The following is an 18,757-nucleotide window of genomic DNA, read 5'->3' as shown; positions in this document are numbered from 1 at the left end:
TCACGCTTTTTTTATATTTGTTTATCTCTAACGTACTTTCTCTTTTCTTAGTGAAGGAAAATGGTCATACCAAAGAAACTAATCAACCCACTAATGATAACATACAGAATAAAGTATTTTGCAACGCTTTGCATAATAACATTTGCTTGAATGCTTTTCCGTAGTGCTTCAGCTTTATCGCCAACCAAGTTCTTTTCTTTAATGAAAATTTCTAAGGCCGGTGCAACTGCACCAATACCGATGGCAATACTTTGGGGTGAGAACATTTTTCCTGTACCAGCCGCACCCGAGCTAGCCGCAGCCAACCACGATGCCAATGCACCATTTCCCGGATGCAATTGTGCTGCTGCAGCTGTCTGCAATGGTCCAAAGAGAACGTTACTATTCGTACCGGAACCCGTAATAAAACCACCAATAGCACCCACAAAGGGAGCAAAAGCAGGATAAGCCGTACCAGTAGCACCTACTAAGGCACTTGCTAATGTAGCGGTCATACCACTGTACGTCATAAGTTTTGCTGTTACAACAACAGCGATGATCGTAACATACGTGAATTTCAAATTAGCAAAGGTCGTACCTAAAACACTTAACATTTCACCTAATTTCGCTTTTTGATATGCGCCACCCAAAAAGGCGGAGATGAAAATCATAATGCCCGGTGTAACAATCCATACAAACGTATAGGGTTTTGCATGTTCCCCTAAATAGATAGGTACGGTCGTCTTAATAGCACTTAACGGTCCATTGATAGCTGGTACTAATTTTGAAGTCAATATGAGAAGGATAAAAATCAAGATAAATGGCATTGCTGCCGTCACGCCTTCGCTGCCAGAAACAGGACGAACGTCAGCGTCGCAACGATATTCGGGTGCGTCCGTTTTAAAGATTTTAGCACAAATAATAATTGCACCCATAACAATTATCGACGAAATCATCACGGCAAGTTCCGGACCTACCGCCATGGTAATAATAAGTTCGGGTACTGCCAAAGCTAAGCCTGCAATAAGTGTCGGCAAGAATACCCCTTTCAATGCTTTAACCCCACCGCATACGATAGCAACTACCAAAAATGGACTAAGCACATTGAGGATAAACAATTGCGTCGAAATAAAACTGCCCAATTCTATTGGATCAAGTCCGGTCAATGAAGCTAATGTCGTCGTAGGAATACCGATAGAACCAAAGGTTGTCGGTACGGAGTTTGCTACGAGGCATGCTAAAATGGATTTGAGCGGATCAAAGCCTAACGCCACCATCATGGCTGCCGGAATAGCAACGGCTGTACCAAAGCCAGCCATCCCTTCCATAAAAGCACCAAAGCCCCAAGCTAAGAGCAAGGCAAGAATCCGTTTATCCGGACTCACACTCGTCAGCATGGTCTTAATGGTTTCCATCGCTTTAGTATGGACAACCAAGTTGTACGTAAAAATAGCAGCTGTAATAACCAACAAAATTGGCCATACGGCTAATGCTACCCCTTCTAACGCACCCGAAAGCATAATGACGGGAGCTTTGCTAAAAGGTCCAACAGAAATAATAAACGAAATAATTGCTGCAATACCGCAGGCTTTCCAAGCGGCCATCTTTAACACGGTCAAGCCAATGAGAAGCCATAAAATCGGCAATACTGATAAAAATACATCTAAAGCACTCATAACGATTCACCCTTTCTACTCCTGCATGGAGCGTTGTGTTTCCTGCATTTCTTGCCTTGCATGTCTCCCTTCTCACGAGGACATACCAACTTTCTTCAACACCATGTGCAAAAGACTGTTACTACCGCTGTATGCGGTCATGCATTAAGCCGTTGCCTTGTGTTTCTTTTATCATTATAATGCATATAGTGAATAAATCAATATAGTATACCATTATTGCAAGGCTTATATTTTTTTATTCTTTTGCGGTATATATTTTCATATTATATGATATTTTTTCGCATTATCGTTTATTTTATAATTACTTTTTCTTTTTTTCCTTAAAAGGTTAGTTGATATTCGTTTTCATTTTTATCTTTGCGCGATTGGTATTACGTATTATTCTAAATACGAATTACTTTAAGTCATGATTTTTTCCATGCAATCAAACGGGATTTTCCCGTCCCTTCCTGTGCAGGTAGGGAGAAAAGAAGTGTATACAACCAACTAAAATATGGTATAATATAATCAGTAACCCTATAAAGGGGTCGTATGAAAGGGATATATAAGGAGGATACAAACATGGTTATCACCAAAGATTCCAGCATCATTGAAGCCGTTCAACAGTACCCACAAATTGTTGAAATTTTTCAAGATTACGGCTTAGGTTGTGTCGGTTGTATGGCCGCGCATTTTGAAACTATCGGTCAAGGAGCCGGTGCTCACGGTATTGATGTCGATGCATTAATCGCCGATATTAATGATGCCATAGCAAATCCAGAATAAATAAAAGCGTGTCTACCTCAAGGGTGACACGCTTTTTTTTTGCTTTTTTTCTTATAAAGTCGTCATTTCTTGGAATAGTTTTTCCGCATAGCGATCGGTCATACCGGCAATATAATCAACACAAGCTTGGCGATAAGCTTTTTCATCCGTTGTAATAGCATAGATGATCTGATTACCATAAGGATTGCCAAAAGCATCAACGTTGACCCATTTCCGTCCGATATCCGAATATTTATAAAGGCGTTCCAAAAAATGCGTTCCTAAGATGGGATAATCATCTTGTAACGCTTGTATACGATTTATCGTATTTCTCCCATCATAGCAATGTGCCAGGGCCTCATAGATGGAACGAATAATCAACGCTGCATAATTATGATAGACTTTTAACCGAGGATGACGATAAATATAACGATAGTTGAAATTCATTATAATATTCATTAAGGCAATATTTTCCTCTGATAACACTAAGCCGCGTTCAGGCGTACTTTCTTCACAAATATCCGTAATCAAAGGATACATAATAGAAGTGTTCGTCAACGTAGGATTTTTTATATTCGCATGATCTGCCAGTTTCTTTTTTAACATGCGTACGGGATCGCTTTTTTCCGTAATTAAATCCAGTCGCAACGCATCTTCAATATCACGTCCTAAATAGGCTATTTTATCGGCAATCTTCACGACACACCCTTCCCACGTATATGGTTCGTATTCATGTGGATGGGAAATAATATTTAAATCAATCGCTTCTTCACGTGGTCGCAGTATCGTATCACGGACTTCACCGCAATGACTGATAATGCCATCACGTACAGCATAGGTCAAGCACATATTGACCATCGAACCATCAGGAGCAAGCAAGGTTTCAATTCCATCGACAATTCGTAACCCTTGACGTTCATGCCAAAAAGATTCACCGATTTCTCGTTTACAAATATCCCGTAAAATCCGTTCACCCAAATGACCAAAAGGAGCATGCCCTAAGTCATGACCCGTGGCAATCGCTTCTATCAATTCCGTATTTAACCCTAAATAATAGCCAATCGTTTTACTTACTGAGGCGACATGATTAACATGTTCGATACGAGTGCAAATATGATCATTTTGAGTCGTAAAAAAAACTTGTGTCTTATATTTCAACCGGCTATATGCGGTCGAGTGAAGGATCCGCGTATAATCACGACCAAACTCCGTACGAAAGTCATTTTTTCGTTTATACAACGGCTGCATACGAGAAATCGCTTGTTTCCAATGCGGATGTTGTTCATCCATACGAACTTGCTGAAATGCTAATTTCATCTTATTGCCTCCTATCCCTGTCCATTCCTTTTAAGGATACGTTGTCTTCTCTACTTGGATATACTTTCCTTCTTCATCGGCTAATGCTATTCCTAACCGCCGTTTTGCTTCTTGTTGAATATACCGATACAACCCTTGTGGAAATGCGACTATATGCGTTGTCACGCCCCGTGGAAAAACGAACTCTTTTTCTAACATATATCCCTTTGGTCGATGACGCGACGCATACGGATGATATGGATCTACATACAATGTATCCTGCCATGTACCGCTGCGATTAATAAGTGCAAAGACCATAATTGCTCCTTCCTGTCGTAATTGGTGAAAAAACACCTTAGATCCCGTCTGCATCCAACGCAACCGTGATAAATACGTCCATGCACCAAATAAGCCATTTACGGGAATAGGATTGGTCACCGTGCGACCAAATTCACCCGTTCCGTTAGCTATTTGCTCACAGGCGACACCCATTTCTACACGTTGCCGTTCCTTAGGTCCTAATGTTTCATTCTGCCGTGTCGGCGAATTGCACAACGCATAAGCGTCTTCATACATTTGTTCCAGCCGTGTGCGATTTCTGTCGCTCTTGCGTAACGTATCCCATACACCCATTCATATCTCCTCACTTTTTTCATTATCCGTATACCCGAGTACCCTGTCGAAAAGAGATTCTCGCCATACTCCAGCACTTATTTTTACTATACTACATTTTTATTAAATAACAAATACCATTCCCCATTTATCTTATTTTTAACGGTTATTCCTCTCTTAAACGATAAAAACAACATAATTCGATTATCAATATCATTTAATATCATCTTTGCCTCAGGGGCTATCCTTTTTTTATATTTGCTTTTCTTCCCTTACATCGGTATGCTAACGGTGTACACAGACCTATACATAGTTAGATCACGAGGGGGGAATATATATGGTATCACTTCATCCTTATATTAAATTCATGATTGGGGTAATCCTCTTACTTGCTTACCCCTTTGTCGTGAATCAATGGTAGTAGCTCTCTTATTCACTCATACACAGCAAAAAAGCGGAAACTTTTAGGGTTTCCGCTTTTTTGTTGCTTTTGTACCAGTTTTCACGTTTATATACACATATTTTATGTAATATATCTCTTTTTATAAATCATCTATTATAAAACGAATGACCTATTTTTATGATTAAACGACGAATATTAGCGGATAAAATACTATTTTCATGATTTTTTTTAATTCTCTTCGTTCAGGTTTGCACATTTTGCATGACAAATAGTAAAAATATACTTGCATTTCAAGATAAAAACTCTTACTATAAGTATAGATAGTTTGTGAATTTTAGAACTATTATTTTTCTAAAAACAAACAATTGGTCATCGTGTGTTTGAGTATAGCAAAACGCATGCTGTACCCCAAAGAGCTAATATTAAAAGGAGTGGTCATCATGAAAGAAGTAGTAATTGCAAGTGCATGCCGTACGGCTATTGGTAAATACGGTGGTAGTTTAAAAGACGTACCAGCTGCTGAATTAGGCGGTATCGTTATTGCCGAAGCTATTAAACGTGCTGGTATTTCTGCCGCACAAGTAGATGAAGTACTTATGGGGAACGTATTACAAGCTGCCAGCGGACAAAACCCAGCTAGACAAGCTATGATTAAAGCGGGTATGCCCGTAGAAATTCCTGCTATGACGATTAATAAAGTATGCGGTTCCGGTTTACGTTGTGTTACCTTAGCAGCACAAATGATAAAAGCTGGTGATGCCGATATCGTAATTGCCGGTGGTATGGAAAATATGTCGCAAGCTCCCTACGCTATGCCAAAAGCACGTTGGGGCTATCGCATGGGCAATGGTACCCTCGTTGATACAATGATTAAAGATGGTTTGTGGGATGCTTTCAATGATTATCATATGGGTATTACCGCTGAAAATATAGCGGCTCAATACGACGTAAGTCGTGCTGACCAAGATGCTCTCGCAGCAGCATCACAACAACATGCGTGTGCAGCTATCAAAGGCGGCTTATTTAAAGATGAAATTGTACCCGTTGTCATGAAATCGAAAAAAGGTGATATCATCTTTGATACGGACGAATTCCCTCGTGATAATACAACTGTCGAAAGCTTGTCTGGCTTAAAACCTGCTTTCAAAAAAGATGGCACCGTAACGGCCGGCAATGCATCCGGAATTAACGATGGTGCAGCAGCTTTCGTCATCATGTCTGCTGATAAAGCAAAAGAATTGGGCATTAAACCACTTGCTAAAATTGTGAGCTACGCTTCCGCCGGTATCGATCCGAGCATCATGGGTGCAGGTCCGATTCCTTCTTCGCAGAAAGCGTTGGATAAGGCCGGCTTAAAAGCATCTGATTTGGATGTTATCGAAGCAAATGAAGCATTTGCTGCACAAGCTGTTCATTGTTGCCGTACGCTCGGTCTTGACATGAAGAAAGTAAACATTCACGGTGGTGCCATCGCTTTAGGACATCCCATTGGTGCATCTGGTGCACGTATTTTAGTTACCTTGCTCTATGCATTACAACAAGAAAAAGGGAAATACGGCTTAGCTACACTTTGCATCGGTGGCGGACAAGGTGCGGCTTGCGTTGTAGAAAACTTAAAATAATCAACATTTATCATACCCATCAAAGCCTACTTGTCAATATGACGAGTAGGCTTTTCCTCTATCTAAGTCAACGCAAAAAAAGCGTTATTTTTTAATAAAAAAGTATTTTATTTTGCTTCTAAAAATGCTAGAATTGATATACTTGTAACAAGATACATAGATATAGAGAAAGAAGGACTGATAATGAAATCAACTCGTCGAAAAATGTCATTACTCCAATTAACCTTTATTACCGCTGCCAATATGATGGGTGCCGGTATCATCATGCTACCTACCAAGTTAGCTGAAGTCGGTACCATTTCCATCCTCTCTTGGCTCGTCACAGCACTAGGTTCGCTTGCTTTATCGATTACCTTTGCACGCTGTGGCATGTTTTCCACGAAAGACGGTGGTATGGGGGGATATTCCGAATATGCGTTTGGTCGTTTCGGACATTTTTTAGCGAGTTACGCCTATGCTATTTCTATCGTTATTGCGAACGTGGCAATCGCCCTTTCGGCAATCGGTTATGGTGCCGCCTTTTTAGGGACGGTCTTCTCTCCTATCCAAACCTGTGTCTATACGATAGCCTTGCTTTGGCTAACAGCCGTCCTCAACTTTAATGGCTCCCACTACTCAGGAAAACTTAGTTCAATTGCCATTTGGGGTTCGATTTTGCCTATTCTTATTTTATCCATCTGTGGTTGGTTGTGGTTCTCCCCTACCGTCTGGATAGCGGCTTGGAATCCCCACCATTATCCATATAGCACGGCAATTGGAACATCTATTTCCCTCACCTTATGGTCTTTTCTTGGTCTTGAATCGGCAGCCGTCAATATGGATGCCGTAGAAAATCCGCAACGTTCCGTGCCATTAGCAACATTTTTCAGTACTCTCGGCGTTGCTATCATCTATATCGTGTCAACGAACATCATTTCCGGCATTATTCCATATCATGAAATTGTGTCATCTCACGCTCCTTTCGGACTAGTCTTCACGTACATGTTCGGATCGCTTGCAGGAAAACTCGTCATGGGCATGATGGTTATCGCTTGTGCCGGGTCCCTTCTTTCATGGCAATTTACGCTGGCACGAGTCTTTAAAACCAGTGCACAACGTGGACTATTTCCGAAAATATTCGCCAAAGTCACCCGGGCAGACGTACCTATAAAAGGACTACTGGCTATCCTCGCGATACAAAGTATTCTCTCTATCGCCTCGATTAGCCCGTCCTTAACAAAACAATTTGAAATGATGGCGAATTTAGCCGTTGTAACTAATATCATTCCTTATATATTATGTGCTGCTGCGTTGCGAAGTATCATCAAAAAAGAACACCCCTTGCGGACGGTCTGGACAACACGCACCACCTATGCCTTAGCGACCATTTCTATCATCTACTGTCTCTACGCCTTGACAACCTTGTCCTTGATGACTTGTATCGGTGGTGGTGTCGCCCTCCTCACGGGTTGGCTTATTTATGTCATTCGTTTTGCGCTTGCTAAACAACGAATAATGGAAATAAATAAATAAATAATAAGTAATCAAAAATATATAACATACGCTAAAAAGAAGAAAGTGTTTGCAAAAAAAAAGCACGCTTTTCTTCTTTTTTTCTTTTATCTATAATGACATTTTTGTTGACAAACCCCTACATCCAAAGTGTTATCTATAAAATTAATCCATCCCTTCTTTGTATACTATTTACGCATTCCCTTCATCGTTGACTTCTCTCCCTATTCTTCATACAATAAAAGTAGCTATTTATACCACAATAGTACATAAAAAAAAGGAGGTTTTTAATCATGTCTGATGTATCCGAAAAAAAAGAAAAATCAGTCTATGATCCACCCATGTCACCTCACCAATCATATGCAGAAATCAATTCCTATGTTGTTGGTTGGGGACTATTTTTTGCCGCTTTATTTTCACTTGCCGTTGGCTATCTGTGCTTGAAAATAGGGCAAACGGTTGATGCCTTTGCACCCGTATCAGTCTTAGCAATGGGTATGGCTATCATGTTTAAACGAAAAAATGCTTTCCCTGAAACCGTGCATATCCAGGCGATTGCCAGTGCAGGAACAAACATTTTAGGCGGCACCATGTTTATTTTACCTGCACTTTTTATTCTTAATCTCCATGGTGTTTCCTTCGTTCAAATGATCATTCCCATCATCTTAGGCGGTATTTTAGGGGTATTTTTAGCAACAACGTTCCGCCGTTATTTTTGTGAAGAAATGGATGCCGCCTATCCTTTCCCGGCCGGTCGAGCAGCAGCAGAAGTGTTACAATGTAACGAAGGCTCTAAAGCACGCATCATGATCGGTAGCGGTCTGCTCGCAATGGGCTATGACTTTGTTTTAAACACCCTCGGCTGGTGGCGTGAAGTCTTATCTACCCAAACCTTTACGTGGGGACAATCCATTGCGGATAAATATAAACTCATGCTTAGTTTGGATAGCGATGCGGCTTTACTCGGGATCGGCTATTTTACTGGTATCCGTTATGCCGCAATCATTGCAGCCGGTTCATTTTTCTCCTGGTTCGTCTGCTTACCAGTAATCTATTACTTAGGCGGTGACCACCTCATGACCGTAGACGGACAAGCTATGTTATTGTCACAAGCGCCGATGCGTGAAGTCTTCAATCAGTATGTCCGCCATATCGGTATCGGCATGCTTGCCATGGCAGGTATTATCGGACTTATCTCCATGTCTGGTGTCGTTGCACGAGTTATAAAACGAGCTTTCGTTGATATCTTTTCCGGTAATGCCACTGGCTCAACCGGCTTATTGCGGACACAACGGGATTTGCCAATGAGCCAAATCGCTATCGGCACTTTGCTCATGACCATCTTATTCGCGATTTTCTTCCACATTACTTGTGCGGACACCTTAGTTCAAACAATTTTGGCATTTATCATCATCCTCATCTTTGCGTTTATGCTATCCGTAGTAGGTATCAGCTCGATTGCCTTTACGGGGAATGAACCCGTATCAGGAATGACCATCTTTATGATTATCGTATCTGCCGTAATCATGAGTGCTGCTGGCATGCGTGGTGAAAGTGGTATCATTGCTATTTTAATGATGGCGGCATTTCTTTGCTCAACCCTTGCCGTTGCAGGTAACTTCATGTCTGAATTAAAAGTCGCCTATATTACTGGTGCTACACCGAAAAAAATGCAACAATGGCAACTAGTATCCATTATCTTAGCTGGTGTTGTTTCCGTTGGCGTTATCTTCCTCTTAAACAATGCATACGGCTTTACAGGTGAACACGCCTTAGCCGCACCGCAAGCCAATGCGATGGCTGCCATCGTTAAACCAATGATGGACGGTGGTATGGCTCCTTGGCCGTTATACATGGCTGGTGCGTTCCTCGCGTTTCTCATGTGGATGATTAAAGTTCCCCCGCTGGCTTTCGCCTTAGGTGCATATTTACCGATGGAAATCAACACGCCCGTATTAATTGGCGGTATTATTTCCTACCTCGTTTCTCATAGCAGCAAGAGCGATATTATCAATGAATTGAGACTCCATGAGGGCAATACCATTGCGTCCGGTTTCGTTGCAGGAGGGGCTATCGGTAGCTTGATCAGTGCTGTGTTACACATCGCTGGCATTCATTGGTTTATGGAAAACTGGGTAACAACACCAGGTGCAACCTACCTCGGTATCCTCACATACATTGGCATGGGCTGCTTTATCTACTTCATGTCAAAAAGAGCAAAATAATTGCTCTACAAGGAAAATAAAAAGAGTGCTTTATAAGCACTCTTTTTTTATGTCATCAACCATTTTACGATACACTTATTTTATCCTAATCAGCAAATTCTTTATTCGCCACCCATCATGCGTTTCATAACAGCTTGTAACTCTTCAGGACTCATATTATTCATCGCTTCAGCCATGCGTTCCATCGGACTAGCAGCCGCTTTCCCCTCTTTACCATGTGCTGCTCCCATTTCTGCCATTTTCTTCATCACTTCTACACCATGACCAGTATACATTTCCTTCATCTTCTTCATCGCTTCCACCATAGCGGATGCCTTTTCCGAATCTTGGGCTGCAACTTTTTCCATAGCAATAGCATTTTTTCCTGTCATGAGATATTGAATGCATTCTAACGTAGATTGCGTTAAATTAACTTGCCAAAATTGACCAGCATCAGTCAAATCATACCGAAAGCCATTAAATGAAATTAGACCGCGTTTTTCCCACAAAGAAAACAACCAATCTAACCCTTGTAACCGTTCATCAAAAGCAACAATCTTTTCTAAATGGATAAAACCCATTTCAAATTGCGATTGCACTTCTTCGACAATCGGTTCTAACGGGGACTGCTTCATTAATGCCATAAACGGTTTTTTCCCTTGTGCCACATAAGCTTCATACGGCTGAATAATCCGATGAAGCATCGTAGAATAGCCATCAATATGTCCGCCTGCGCCACTACCAAAAGGGAACATCGGTGCAGATGAACGAGCTAACGTATTATATAAACTCCGTTCTCGGTTTGTTGAGCTCCAGTGACAAATATTCAAACGTTTATATCCATGTTGTGCCAAATAATTTTTCCCAAATAAAAACATCTGCGACTGGTATTCCGTCGTTGCAGCGGCCGGCAATTTTCCCGAAACAATCGCTTTATTTAGATCACTGCCATCAAATACATTCAATTGATATAAATCGCAGCCATCTACTTTAGAGGCAATAAGCAGATCTAAATCTTCTTTCCACTTATCCATATCTTGTCCGGGCAATCCATAAATCAAGTCAATAACAATTGACGCTTGATTATATGACCGCAATTCCTCTAATCTTTTTAGTACTGTTTCTTGGTCATCTAAACGACCAACATTTTGTCGAATATCCGTATGAAATGATTGTACCCCCAAAGATACACGATTCACCCCATTGGCAAACCATACATCCATATTTTCTGGAATAACATCATGAATTCTACCTTCTAGCGTTAATTCATAGTCGTTAGCCAAGGGCAAACATTTCTGAATGGTTTGTAATAACCGTTCCATATTTTTTGTAGAAAGAGATGTCGGCGTACCGCCACCAATAAATAAGGCATGAATTAAACCATCACGCAAACGTGGATTTTTCGCTTCCATTTCAATTTCTTGAACTAACTTATCAATATACTGATCTTCCACCGATTGACTCGTGCCATTTTGGAAAAAGCCACAATATAAGCACTTCGTCTTACAAAAGGGAATATGAATATACGCCATTTGTGTTTCTTTTGTCTTCGGTGGTTTAGACATTAACTCCTGCCAAATTTGTTGTGACTCAGCCGGAGCTACCACAGTTCCATTTAAGCCGGCATGTACAACACGTTTACGAGGAAATGCGTTCGCCAACGGATTATCCGTTGGTGCACCAAATTGAAAAATCTGTTGTTCTTCTGTTAAACTATCAAATAATGTTTGTAAACTCATAATGTTCTCCTCTTATTATTGCACATGACTCCATACGCGAGTAGCAAATTTCGTTGCATGATCCAAATCTGTTTCATCCGGATGCTTTGCTGCCCGTGCATGTAGGGCATCGCGTTCTGCCGACTGACCATGGGGATGACCCTGCGGGAATTGTTTATACATCATCGCGATAATTTTAGGATCTACCGCTCCCTGACAAATAAACGAATCTTCAATAGTACAGCCTTCTGGTACTACGGAATTCGCATTTTTAATGCACATAGAACCATGTTCTGAATCTGGGTCTGCTCCCAACGTACCAAATAAAGCTACATGAGCATTCGTTAATTTACTAATACATTCTTTCGCTGCTGCATCGGGAAAACCGCGATCTACCCAATATCCGACAAATACACAGTCGTATTCATCTATATTAGCTGGTGCATCAGTTACAGACAAACAGAGTGTACCTGCCGGTAATCCTTTTGTAACCGCTTCCGCTACTTTTTTCGTATTTCCTGTACGAGTAGAATATAATACAATTGCTTTCATACCTATCACCTCATAAAAAAATATAAACACATATATGTTATATGTAGTAAAGAGACGATAATGCCTAACAAAGTTACATTATCGTCACTCCACTTACATCATAACCAACATCATATTCCTATTCATCATCGTCCTCTAATTCAAATCGCACTGTTGTCGTAACCGTAATCTTCTTTTTCGTTGCATTGGGGTACGGGCATGCTGCACGAGCCGCACGCACGGCGGCACTATCCAACATTGCTTGCCCTGAAGAAGCCACTACAGCCACACCAAGACAATTCCCATTTCCATCTAGTGTCGTTTGAATTGTAACGTTTCCTTGAATATGCCGTTTCACTGCCATCGGCGGATACTGTTTATGACTATCAATTCTAGCTCTAAAACCAGCTTTATCAAAAGGACTACTACCTGTTCCTGATGCATTACCATAGCCACTGCCTTGACCATCTCCACTACCTTTACCGTAGCCATGACCATCGCCAACACCCGAACCAGTTCCACGACCTGTTCCTGAACCGATACCGCCACCCGTTCCAGATCCACTACCACCAGAACCATGACCGGACGTAGTCGCCTTACCAACATTACCTGAACTAGCTACGGCCTTCGTCATTACCGCTTGTTTCGGTATTTCTTGTGGTATCGATTGATTTGCTTCTACTTGTGTTACTTTTTCTGCTACTTCTTTTTCGGATAATTTATCGGGGAATAGCTCATTGCTGTCACTTCCTCCTCCTCCTCCAGCATGACCACTCCCTTGACTCATATCACCATCATCCAAATCAACTACATACATTTGTTGTTTTTCTTGATGTAGCACTTGTCCCGCTACGCAGAATGCAGCAATCCCAAGAACTAAGATATGAACAGCAGCAGAGCAGGCATACGCCCTTTTCCAACTAAATCTCCGCATGATGTCCTCATCCCTTCTGTTCTGCCGCAATCGCCAATCGTTTTACACCACTTGACTTCAACATATCCATAACTGCAACTACTTGTCCATGTATGGTGTTTTTATCCGCCTGTAACACGACCGCTGCTTCCGGATTTTCTGCCATATGCTGTTTCATCATTACCGTTGCTTCTTGAATGCTAACGGGTTTATTATCCAATGTAATATGCCCTTGTGCGTCAACTGTAATAATGATGGGCATTTGTACAGGTGCTGAAGCATGCTGTGCTTGGGGCAATTGCACAGACAACGCTTTTTGTGCCACCGTCTGCAAACTGTTCATCATGAAAAACACTAAAAGGAAAAAGATGATATCAATCATAGGTATGATCATGAACATCGGTTTCCTCTTTGTTCTCAAGTTCGTAAACATTCGCTATACCTCCTATTTTGTTTTCCATGCATTAAAGACAATCGCACATAATTTTTCCGTATCCGTAATAATCGTATCTAATTGATGATCAAAATAGGTATATACACAAAATGATATAATCGCTACACACAAACCGGATGCGGTTGCAATCAACGCTTCGCCAATCCCACCTGTAATGGCTGTTGCACCAGCACCATTATCTAAAATACTAAACGTACCAATCATCCCTGTAACCGTACCTAACAATCCGAGTAAAGGAGAAATTGTTACAATAGCACTTAAATAATCTAAATATCTACGGAAGCCAACCGCTTCAACGGTTACTTGTTCTGCAAATCCATCTTTCATTGCAGTTTCACTTTCATCGTGCTGTAAGCCTCCGAGAATAATACGACTAATTGCGGTTTGAGATTCACTGCAGAGCTGTGCAATTTCCGACCATTTTTTTGCCTTTACCAACTCTTCAACCTGTGCAAAAAACTGCTTTGAATTTTTCCGATTTGCCCGATAATAAAAACTACGTTCAATCGCAATTGCTACTGTAAAAATCGATAACAATAGCATAGGGTACATAACAATACCACCACTTCTAAACAAATGCAAACAATACTGTAATCCTTCCATTCCGCACACTCCTTATAAAATAAATACTCTGCTGAAAAATCAACATATATGTCGATATCCACTACTCCCATTTTCGATAGCGATTATCATGTTTGTATCATATCAATCTATCCTTTTTTTGTCTACTCCATTACGACAAAAAATACTCCATTCCGACATTTTGTTATAAAAAAAGGAAATCCATGCATATGGTGCATAAATTTCCTTTTATGACTTTTCAGTTAAAATCTGTACCGTTGCTTGTGAACCTATATCGTTTCTTTCAAATCGCAATAATTTTACTTCTGTCGTATATAATCGTTCCGATAACATTTCCAAATACAATAACAGTTGAAAAAAATCACTTTCCACATCAATTTCACAAGTCGTGCCATCATCCGTTATATTCGTACGCAATATATTCATATGTAGGGATTGTGCTATTTCTTCTACTGTTTCAACCAGATGTTGCGGTGATGCGGGTGGAAAAACACCCATGCGTAAAGGCGTCTGATCTTGTACTTGTGCTTGCACATGCTTCCATGCCTGCAATTGGTCATAAAGATGATGGGTATAATATATGCATCCTCCGTGTATTACTATCATACCTCCAAGCAATGCATATAGCCACCATTTACCGCTCTTTTCCATCTCCATGGGCATCCTCCTTGTTCTCTAGTTGTATCCACATTTCAAATGGCTGCATCCCAGCGGTAGCCGAGTCGGCCTTTTTTACTAATACTGCACCTATACGCGGTTCCATTTGTAGCTTTTCTTGCCACCTATAAACCCCTTCCCGCTGTTCCGCTTCACCACCAATTAAGATTCGCTTATCTTCCCGTTGCCAAGACAAAAACCGTATGTCGTTGGGTTTCGTCATAGCCAATGAAATCAATAGGGAGATATCCGTCTCAAGATCCACATCCTGTTCCTGTTCATCCACAAATGCTTGCCACCGTGCTTGCCGCTCTTTTTCTTTTTGCCATGATATCTGTACCTTTTTTCCCTGTTGACTATATTGTTGCTGTATCGTGCGTATGCTAACCGTAGCATACATCATATAAGCCATACAGCTCCCCCAACAAAACAATGACAATGCACACCCTATGTACCACCATTGTTTTCTCGCTAACCGTTTTCGCTGTTGCTTGATATCCGTAGGCAATAAATTAAGCTGTACTCTCTGTTTCATTACTGTTTACCCCGTTAAAATCGCTGTTAGCAACGATAAATGCCACTGAAAACCACGTGCATACACCTCTAAAAACGGACTCATTTCCCATGCATCCTCTTTCTCATCTTGCCAAAGAAGAAAAGCTTCTTCTGACGATTTTTCCTGCGACTGTAAATAAATTTTTCCCTTTACGGGCAACTCATCAATGACATCATATCCATAGGGTATACCTTCTTTTACGTTGATACGATGAATGACCTTACCTTCCCCTACATACGCATTTCCCCTAATTGCGGGAAGCCAACGAGCAATATACATAGGAAGTGCCTCAATAGAGCGTACACGATTTTTATCACGTTGTAACATGTGATACACGATCCGTACAAGTGCTTCCGGATAAGCACTCCAAATCCAAGCATACATACCATTTTCTTTCATCTTCCCAACACGCGTCACATCATAGGCAAACTCCACATTGCCACAAGCCTCTTCGATTTCACATAAACATAACTCCAACGCTTGCGTACGCGTATACACGGGAAAAAATGATTCTTTCCACTGTAAAGACGGACCACTTAAGACAACTGAAAAATCACACTGTTCCCATTGATATATTTGTACCAGTGATGCCATTAACCGTTCCCATCCTTGTTCCGATTCATCCTCTTGGTAATGTCGCTTATATGTACTTCCTTCATAGGCAAAGGGATAACGATTAAAACGCCGATGCACCTCTACAATATATACGTTTTCCGTAGAAATCCAAATAATTATCTTATGTCGTTTCATTTTCTTCTCACCTTCGAACTACAGATATAATTACCGTGTGAAACGTACCGTCTTCATTTTTTCTAGTTTCTGTCTGTACCGTGCCAGCTTTACCAATACGATTTTTCGTGTCATAAAGCCGAATATGTATCTCCCCTTTAATAGGATAGCCATTAAAATGGGGATCTTGGTATGTATGCTCTCGATATATGAATTGTTCCGGATGTGCTTTTTTCCATTCTTGCACAGGTCTAGCTAAAAAATCTGTTTTATCTTCGCCAATAGCTTTCCCTTGTATTTCGGCGATACAATCAGAAAGCAACGAAAATACATCATATTCTAATTGCATGGAAATCTTTCTATACGGTACTTGCTTTAAATATTGCATCGCCAAATAAGTCGTCCCAGTCGATAAAAAGACCAATAAAAAACCTAACCATAATGCATACCATGTTAAAAAACCATTGCCCTTTACTCTAATGCCTTCCATTCCATCCTCCACGGTGTAATCACCCAACGGTACGGCCAATATATATGTGCTCGCTTATCCCTATAAATCACCTTGCCTTCCATGGCATTATTATAAGGGAAAAAATATCGACTTTCCTTCTCTTGTAACGTTAAATACACGGCCGATGAACTATTGGGTCCCTTATTGCCTGACATCATAGCAAATATCTCATCATTAAGTAACCACCGATAAATAATACCGCCACCACAATAAAGACGCCACGCGTTTTTACCATCAAACAAATTCACCATATCTCGCCCGATTGTAGGCTTAATACTATGATGCACTTCGGAATACAATGTATCTTCTACCGAAAAGCGTTGTCGTAGCATTTCTTCAAACATCTCCCCATATTGAACCGATTTAAGAATATGAAAGGCACATACTTGCATAGCTGCCGTTAAAAACAAGGCCATGACAAAAAACACAATCATTTCCATCAAGACAAAGCCGTTACATTTTTTGCGGCAACACCGCCGTATACCATAGACATGCTTTCTTTCCTTCTTCATCGGTCACCTCAACCTGCCTTTTTTTCTTATTCAGCCAACCATTTTCCCGTAGCACCACAAGAAAAACGCGATTATCTTGTTGTCGCTGAAAATGTTGCCCGTCTTGATACGGATGTCCACTACGCCATTCTTCCAAAATCGTTCTTGTCATTTCTAATAATTCCACTTGCCGCCTTGTTTCACGATAAATTTTAAGTGATGTAGATGTCGCCATAAGGGCAGGAACAGCCATACACACAAAAACAAACGCCGCGATGATCGCATCAGGTAAAAAAAAACCATTTTGTTTACTCAATTCTAATCCTTCCCGTCTGTGAAGAAATTACCACCTTTTTTTGTACTTTATTCTGTTCGTCTTGAAGTTCAAACGTTTCCGTTCCCCACACGCGTCCGCGCATAGTAAAAACCACTTTTTTACTATTACGCCAATAAATGTGTATTCCTTGCGGACACGGATAATACCCATTATAAGTAGGGAAACAATCTGACAACGTATACCCGTCCTTCTCAAAGGTAAACCGACTTTTTTGCCCCGGTGGTGACGACATATTATAATTACGGGATATTTGAAAATGCATTGCCAAAACGCGTGCATACAAACATGCATCATTTTCTGCCCGCTGTTTATGATACAACGGCATAACCAACGAAACAACCATGAGCAAAATAATCAATGCAAACATGCATTCTATGAGTAAAATATACCCATTTTTTATCCTATACCGATCCAACCCCCAATTGTATTTCCTAGGCATTTCGCAATCCACCATCCACTCCATAAAAAGGGTGCAAACGGAATCATACGTACTCCTTGCCGCCACCACAGCCATACCGACACGAGCAAGGCCAAAAAGAAGGCTACCCACACCATAACAAACCCTTCCCAAAAGGAGCAGCCCAAGGATAAAACGATAACTAGTTTAATATCCCCCGTTCCCAGACCTTGCGGATACGCATAATAAACCATACCAAAAAACACACTGATAAAAAGCACCGTTATAGGTGTATAAACAGCTAGATGCTCATACCACGCCACAAGCTGTAACAGTACTAGTACGACAATGGCTCCATCAGGAATCCAATAATACCTCAGATCGGTATAACAAATCCATGCCGTAATGCCTGCTACACCTAAAAACCAAAGCGGTTCCATCATATCCTACATGCTTTTAGGCGTTGCCGTTCCCGTCGAATATACTTTATTTGCATAAGTTCCTGACACAACACCATCCTTCCCGATCGTATATTCACTGCCATCGGGTAATTTCGGTTCGCCTTGTAAATATACCTTCCCCCCCTTATCGGGCTTAACTAATGCGGCTACATTCGCTGGATAAGTGCCATTTTCAATTTCATACAACGCGGCGGCATTGCTAATCGTATGAATATCGGCTTGCACTTTTGCTATTTTCGCCGTTTTTCCCGCTGATGAAAACTTCGGTACAGCAATCGTAGCCAAAGCCATGATAATACTCACTACAATCAACATTTCCAATAAGGTAAACCCATTTCTAACTCGTTTGTTTTCGTGCTTCGTTGTTAACCCAAAATACGTCATATTAATACC

21 protein-coding genes are annotated in these 18,757 nt (G+C 41.0%); 4 read left to right on the top strand and 17 right to left on the bottom strand.

Translation table 11 applies throughout. The features are described 5' to 3' along the window. Nucleotides 1–47: 47 nt before the first annotated feature. Nucleotides 48–1,655: an L-lactate permease gene (locus HMPREF1040_RS03585; RefSeq protein WP_007392552.1), complete on the bottom strand. Its 1,608-nt coding sequence runs from the start codon at nt 1,653–1,655 to the stop codon at nt 48–50. A gap of 561 nt (nt 1,656–2,216) precedes the next feature. Here HMPREF1040_RS03585 and HMPREF1040_RS03580 point away from each other — a divergent pair. Further along, nucleotides 2,217–2,420, top strand: a complete 204-nt coding sequence (locus tag HMPREF1040_RS03580; RefSeq protein ID WP_007392533.1) for a DUF1858 domain-containing protein — start codon at nt 2,217–2,219, stop codon at nt 2,418–2,420. A gap of 51 nt (nt 2,421–2,471) precedes the next feature. On the opposite strand, the gene HMPREF1040_RS03575 is transcribed toward HMPREF1040_RS03580, so the two are convergent. Then, the gene (locus HMPREF1040_RS03575) at nt 2,472–3,716 is read right to left on the bottom strand and encodes a deoxyguanosinetriphosphate triphosphohydrolase family protein (protein WP_007392528.1); all 1,245 of its coding nucleotides are present in this window, start codon (nt 3,714–3,716) and stop codon (nt 2,472–2,474) included. A gap of 30 nt (nt 3,717–3,746) precedes the next feature. Then, nucleotides 3,747–4,328, bottom strand: coding sequence for a hypothetical protein (locus tag HMPREF1040_RS03570; RefSeq protein WP_007392555.1), 582 nt, complete (start codon nt 4,326–4,328; stop codon nt 3,747–3,749). An 822-nt stretch (nt 4,329–5,150) separates the two neighbouring features. Here HMPREF1040_RS03570 and HMPREF1040_RS03565 point away from each other — a divergent pair. From HMPREF1040_RS03565 to HMPREF1040_RS03555, 3 genes are all read left to right on the top strand, one after another. Next, nucleotides 5,151–6,332 (top strand): acetyl-CoA C-acetyltransferase, encoded by a 1,182-nt coding sequence (locus HMPREF1040_RS03565; protein ID WP_007392541.1) that lies wholly within the window; start codon nt 5,151–5,153, stop codon nt 6,330–6,332. A gap of 183 nt (nt 6,333–6,515) precedes the next feature. After that, a complete protein-coding gene (gene potE, locus HMPREF1040_RS03560) occupies nt 6,516–7,844 on the top strand; it encodes a putrescine-ornithine antiporter (RefSeq protein WP_007392490.1) in 1,329 nt (442 codons plus the stop codon). Between the two features lie 272 nt (nt 7,845–8,116). After that, nucleotides 8,117–10,048, top strand: a complete 1,932-nt coding sequence (locus HMPREF1040_RS03555) for an OPT family oligopeptide transporter (RefSeq protein ID WP_007392492.1) — start codon at nt 8,117–8,119, stop codon at nt 10,046–10,048. Nucleotides 10,049–10,149: 101 nt separating this feature from the next. On the opposite strand, the gene hutW is transcribed toward HMPREF1040_RS03555, so the two are convergent. The 14 genes from hutW to HMPREF1040_RS03485 form a co-directional block, all read right to left on the bottom strand. After that, nucleotides 10,150–11,766 carry a heme anaerobic degradation radical SAM methyltransferase ChuW/HutW gene (hutW, locus tag HMPREF1040_RS03550; RefSeq protein WP_007392512.1) on the bottom strand — a complete coding sequence of 539 codons (1,617 nt, stop codon included), beginning with the start codon at nt 11,764–11,766 and terminating at the stop codon, nt 10,150–10,152. A gap of 15 nt (nt 11,767–11,781) precedes the next feature. Further along, the gene (locus tag HMPREF1040_RS03545) at nt 11,782–12,297 is read right to left on the bottom strand and encodes a flavodoxin family protein (protein ID WP_007392550.1); all 516 of its coding nucleotides are present in this window, start codon (nt 12,295–12,297) and stop codon (nt 11,782–11,784) included. 118 nt (nt 12,298–12,415) lie between these two features. Continuing rightward, nucleotides 12,416–13,210: a TonB family protein gene (locus tag HMPREF1040_RS03540; protein ID WP_007392540.1), complete on the bottom strand. Its 795-nt coding sequence runs from the start codon at nt 13,208–13,210 to the stop codon at nt 12,416–12,418. A 7-nt stretch (nt 13,211–13,217) separates the two neighbouring features. Next, entirely contained in the window at nt 13,218–13,622 is a 405-nt protein-coding gene (locus HMPREF1040_RS03535) for a biopolymer transporter ExbD (protein WP_007392522.1), read from the bottom strand. Between the two features lie 12 nt (nt 13,623–13,634). Beyond that, entirely contained in the window at nt 13,635–14,246 is a 612-nt protein-coding gene (locus HMPREF1040_RS03530; protein ID WP_007392517.1) for a MotA/TolQ/ExbB proton channel family protein, read from the bottom strand. Nucleotides 14,247–14,453: 207 nt separating this feature from the next. After that, nucleotides 14,454–14,882: a hypothetical protein gene (locus HMPREF1040_RS03525; protein WP_007392551.1), complete on the bottom strand. Its 429-nt coding sequence runs from the start codon at nt 14,880–14,882 to the stop codon at nt 14,454–14,456. Then, nucleotides 14,860–15,417 carry a hypothetical protein gene (locus tag HMPREF1040_RS03520; protein ID WP_007392557.1) on the bottom strand — a complete coding sequence of 186 codons (558 nt, stop codon included), beginning with the start codon at nt 15,415–15,417 and terminating at the stop codon, nt 14,860–14,862. The genes HMPREF1040_RS03525 and HMPREF1040_RS03520 overlap by 23 nt, the downstream gene beginning before the upstream one ends. 6 nt (nt 15,418–15,423) lie before the next feature. Next, nucleotides 15,424–16,188, bottom strand: a complete 765-nt coding sequence (locus tag HMPREF1040_RS03515) for a hypothetical protein (protein ID WP_007392537.1) — start codon at nt 16,186–16,188, stop codon at nt 15,424–15,426. 7 nt (nt 16,189–16,195) lie between these two features. Further along, nucleotides 16,196–16,657 carry a hypothetical protein gene (locus tag HMPREF1040_RS03510; protein WP_007392546.1) on the bottom strand — a complete coding sequence of 154 codons (462 nt, stop codon included), beginning with the start codon at nt 16,655–16,657 and terminating at the stop codon, nt 16,196–16,198. Further along, complete coding sequence (locus HMPREF1040_RS03505; protein WP_141557792.1) at nt 16,639–17,190, bottom strand: hypothetical protein; 552 nt, start codon at nt 17,188–17,190, stop codon at nt 16,639–16,641. The genes HMPREF1040_RS03510 and HMPREF1040_RS03505 overlap by 19 nt, the downstream gene beginning before the upstream one ends. Beyond that, complete coding sequence (locus tag HMPREF1040_RS03500; protein WP_007392502.1) at nt 17,132–17,485, bottom strand: hypothetical protein; 354 nt, start codon at nt 17,483–17,485, stop codon at nt 17,132–17,134. Before HMPREF1040_RS03500 ends, HMPREF1040_RS03505 begins: the two co-directional genes overlap by 59 nt. Then, nucleotides 17,478–17,945 carry a hypothetical protein gene (locus HMPREF1040_RS03495; protein WP_007392527.1) on the bottom strand — a complete coding sequence of 156 codons (468 nt, stop codon included), beginning with the start codon at nt 17,943–17,945 and terminating at the stop codon, nt 17,478–17,480. The genes HMPREF1040_RS03500 and HMPREF1040_RS03495 overlap by 8 nt, the downstream gene beginning before the upstream one ends. Beyond that, complete coding sequence (locus HMPREF1040_RS03490; protein WP_036257473.1) at nt 17,903–18,346, bottom strand: prepilin peptidase; 444 nt, start codon at nt 18,344–18,346, stop codon at nt 17,903–17,905. The genes HMPREF1040_RS03495 and HMPREF1040_RS03490 overlap by 43 nt, the downstream gene beginning before the upstream one ends. Nucleotides 18,347–18,349: 3 nt before the next feature. Continuing rightward, nucleotides 18,350–18,748: a competence type IV pilus major pilin ComGC gene (locus HMPREF1040_RS03485; RefSeq protein ID WP_007392535.1), complete on the bottom strand. Its 399-nt coding sequence runs from the start codon at nt 18,746–18,748 to the stop codon at nt 18,350–18,352. Nucleotides 18,749–18,757 lie beyond the last annotated feature (9 nt).

Origin of the sequence: Megasphaera sp. UPII 135-E, from assembly GCF_000221545.1 — a bacterium.
Classification (GTDB): domain Bacteria; phylum Bacillota; class Negativicutes; order Veillonellales; family Megasphaeraceae; genus Megasphaera; species Megasphaera hutchinsoni.
Note: the sequence above shows the minus strand (reverse complement) of the source record. Positions and strands in the feature narration are given on the sequence as shown.

Coding starts and splice junctions, on each gene's coding strand:
- HMPREF1040_RS03535 (WP_007392522.1), bottom strand. CDS start 13,622: ATGTTTACGAACTTGAGAACAAAGAGGAAACCGATGTTCATGATCATA.
- HMPREF1040_RS03520 (WP_007392557.1), bottom strand. CDS start 15,417: ATGAAACAGAGAGTACAGCTTAATTTATTGCCTACGGATATCAAGCAA.
- HMPREF1040_RS03565 (WP_007392541.1), top strand. CDS start 5,151: ATGAAAGAAGTAGTAATTGCAAGTGCATGCCGTACGGCTATTGGTAAA.
- HMPREF1040_RS03515 (WP_007392537.1), bottom strand. CDS start 16,188: ATGAAACGACATAAGATAATTATTTGGATTTCTACGGAAAACGTATAT.
- HMPREF1040_RS03485 (WP_007392535.1), bottom strand. CDS start 18,748: ATGACGTATTTTGGGTTAACAACGAAGCACGAAAACAAACGAGTTAGA.
- HMPREF1040_RS03495 (WP_007392527.1), bottom strand. CDS start 17,945: ATGCCTAGGAAATACAATTGGGGGTTGGATCGGTATAGGATAAAAAAT.
- HMPREF1040_RS03540 (WP_007392540.1), bottom strand. CDS start 13,210: ATGCGGAGATTTAGTTGGAAAAGGGCGTATGCCTGCTCTGCTGCTGTT.
- HMPREF1040_RS03580 (WP_007392533.1), top strand. CDS start 2,217: ATGGTTATCACCAAAGATTCCAGCATCATTGAAGCCGTTCAACAGTAC.
- HMPREF1040_RS03505 (WP_141557792.1), bottom strand. CDS start 17,190: ATGAAGAAGGAAAGAAAGCATGTCTATGGTATACGGCGGTGTTGCCGC.
- HMPREF1040_RS03510 (WP_007392546.1), bottom strand. CDS start 16,657: ATGGAAGGCATTAGAGTAAAGGGCAATGGTTTTTTAACATGGTATGCA.
- hutW (WP_007392512.1), bottom strand. CDS start 11,766: ATGAGTTTACAAACATTATTTGATAGTTTAACAGAAGAACAACAGATT.
- HMPREF1040_RS03555 (WP_007392492.1), top strand. CDS start 8,117: ATGTCTGATGTATCCGAAAAAAAAGAAAAATCAGTCTATGATCCACCC.
- HMPREF1040_RS03490 (WP_036257473.1), bottom strand. CDS start 18,346: ATGATGGAACCGCTTTGGTTTTTAGGTGTAGCAGGCATTACGGCATGG.
- HMPREF1040_RS03530 (WP_007392517.1), bottom strand. CDS start 14,246: ATGGAAGGATTACAGTATTGTTTGCATTTGTTTAGAAGTGGTGGTATT.
- HMPREF1040_RS03575 (WP_007392528.1), bottom strand. CDS start 3,716: ATGAAATTAGCATTTCAGCAAGTTCGTATGGATGAACAACATCCGCAT.
- HMPREF1040_RS03525 (WP_007392551.1), bottom strand. CDS start 14,882: ATGGAGATGGAAAAGAGCGGTAAATGGTGGCTATATGCATTGCTTGGA.
- HMPREF1040_RS03585 (WP_007392552.1), bottom strand. CDS start 1,655: ATGAGTGCTTTAGATGTATTTTTATCAGTATTGCCGATTTTATGGCTT.
- HMPREF1040_RS03545 (WP_007392550.1), bottom strand. CDS start 12,297: ATGAAAGCAATTGTATTATATTCTACTCGTACAGGAAATACGAAAAAA.
- HMPREF1040_RS03570 (WP_007392555.1), bottom strand. CDS start 4,328: ATGGGTGTATGGGATACGTTACGCAAGAGCGACAGAAATCGCACACGG.
- potE (WP_007392490.1), top strand. CDS start 6,516: ATGAAATCAACTCGTCGAAAAATGTCATTACTCCAATTAACCTTTATT.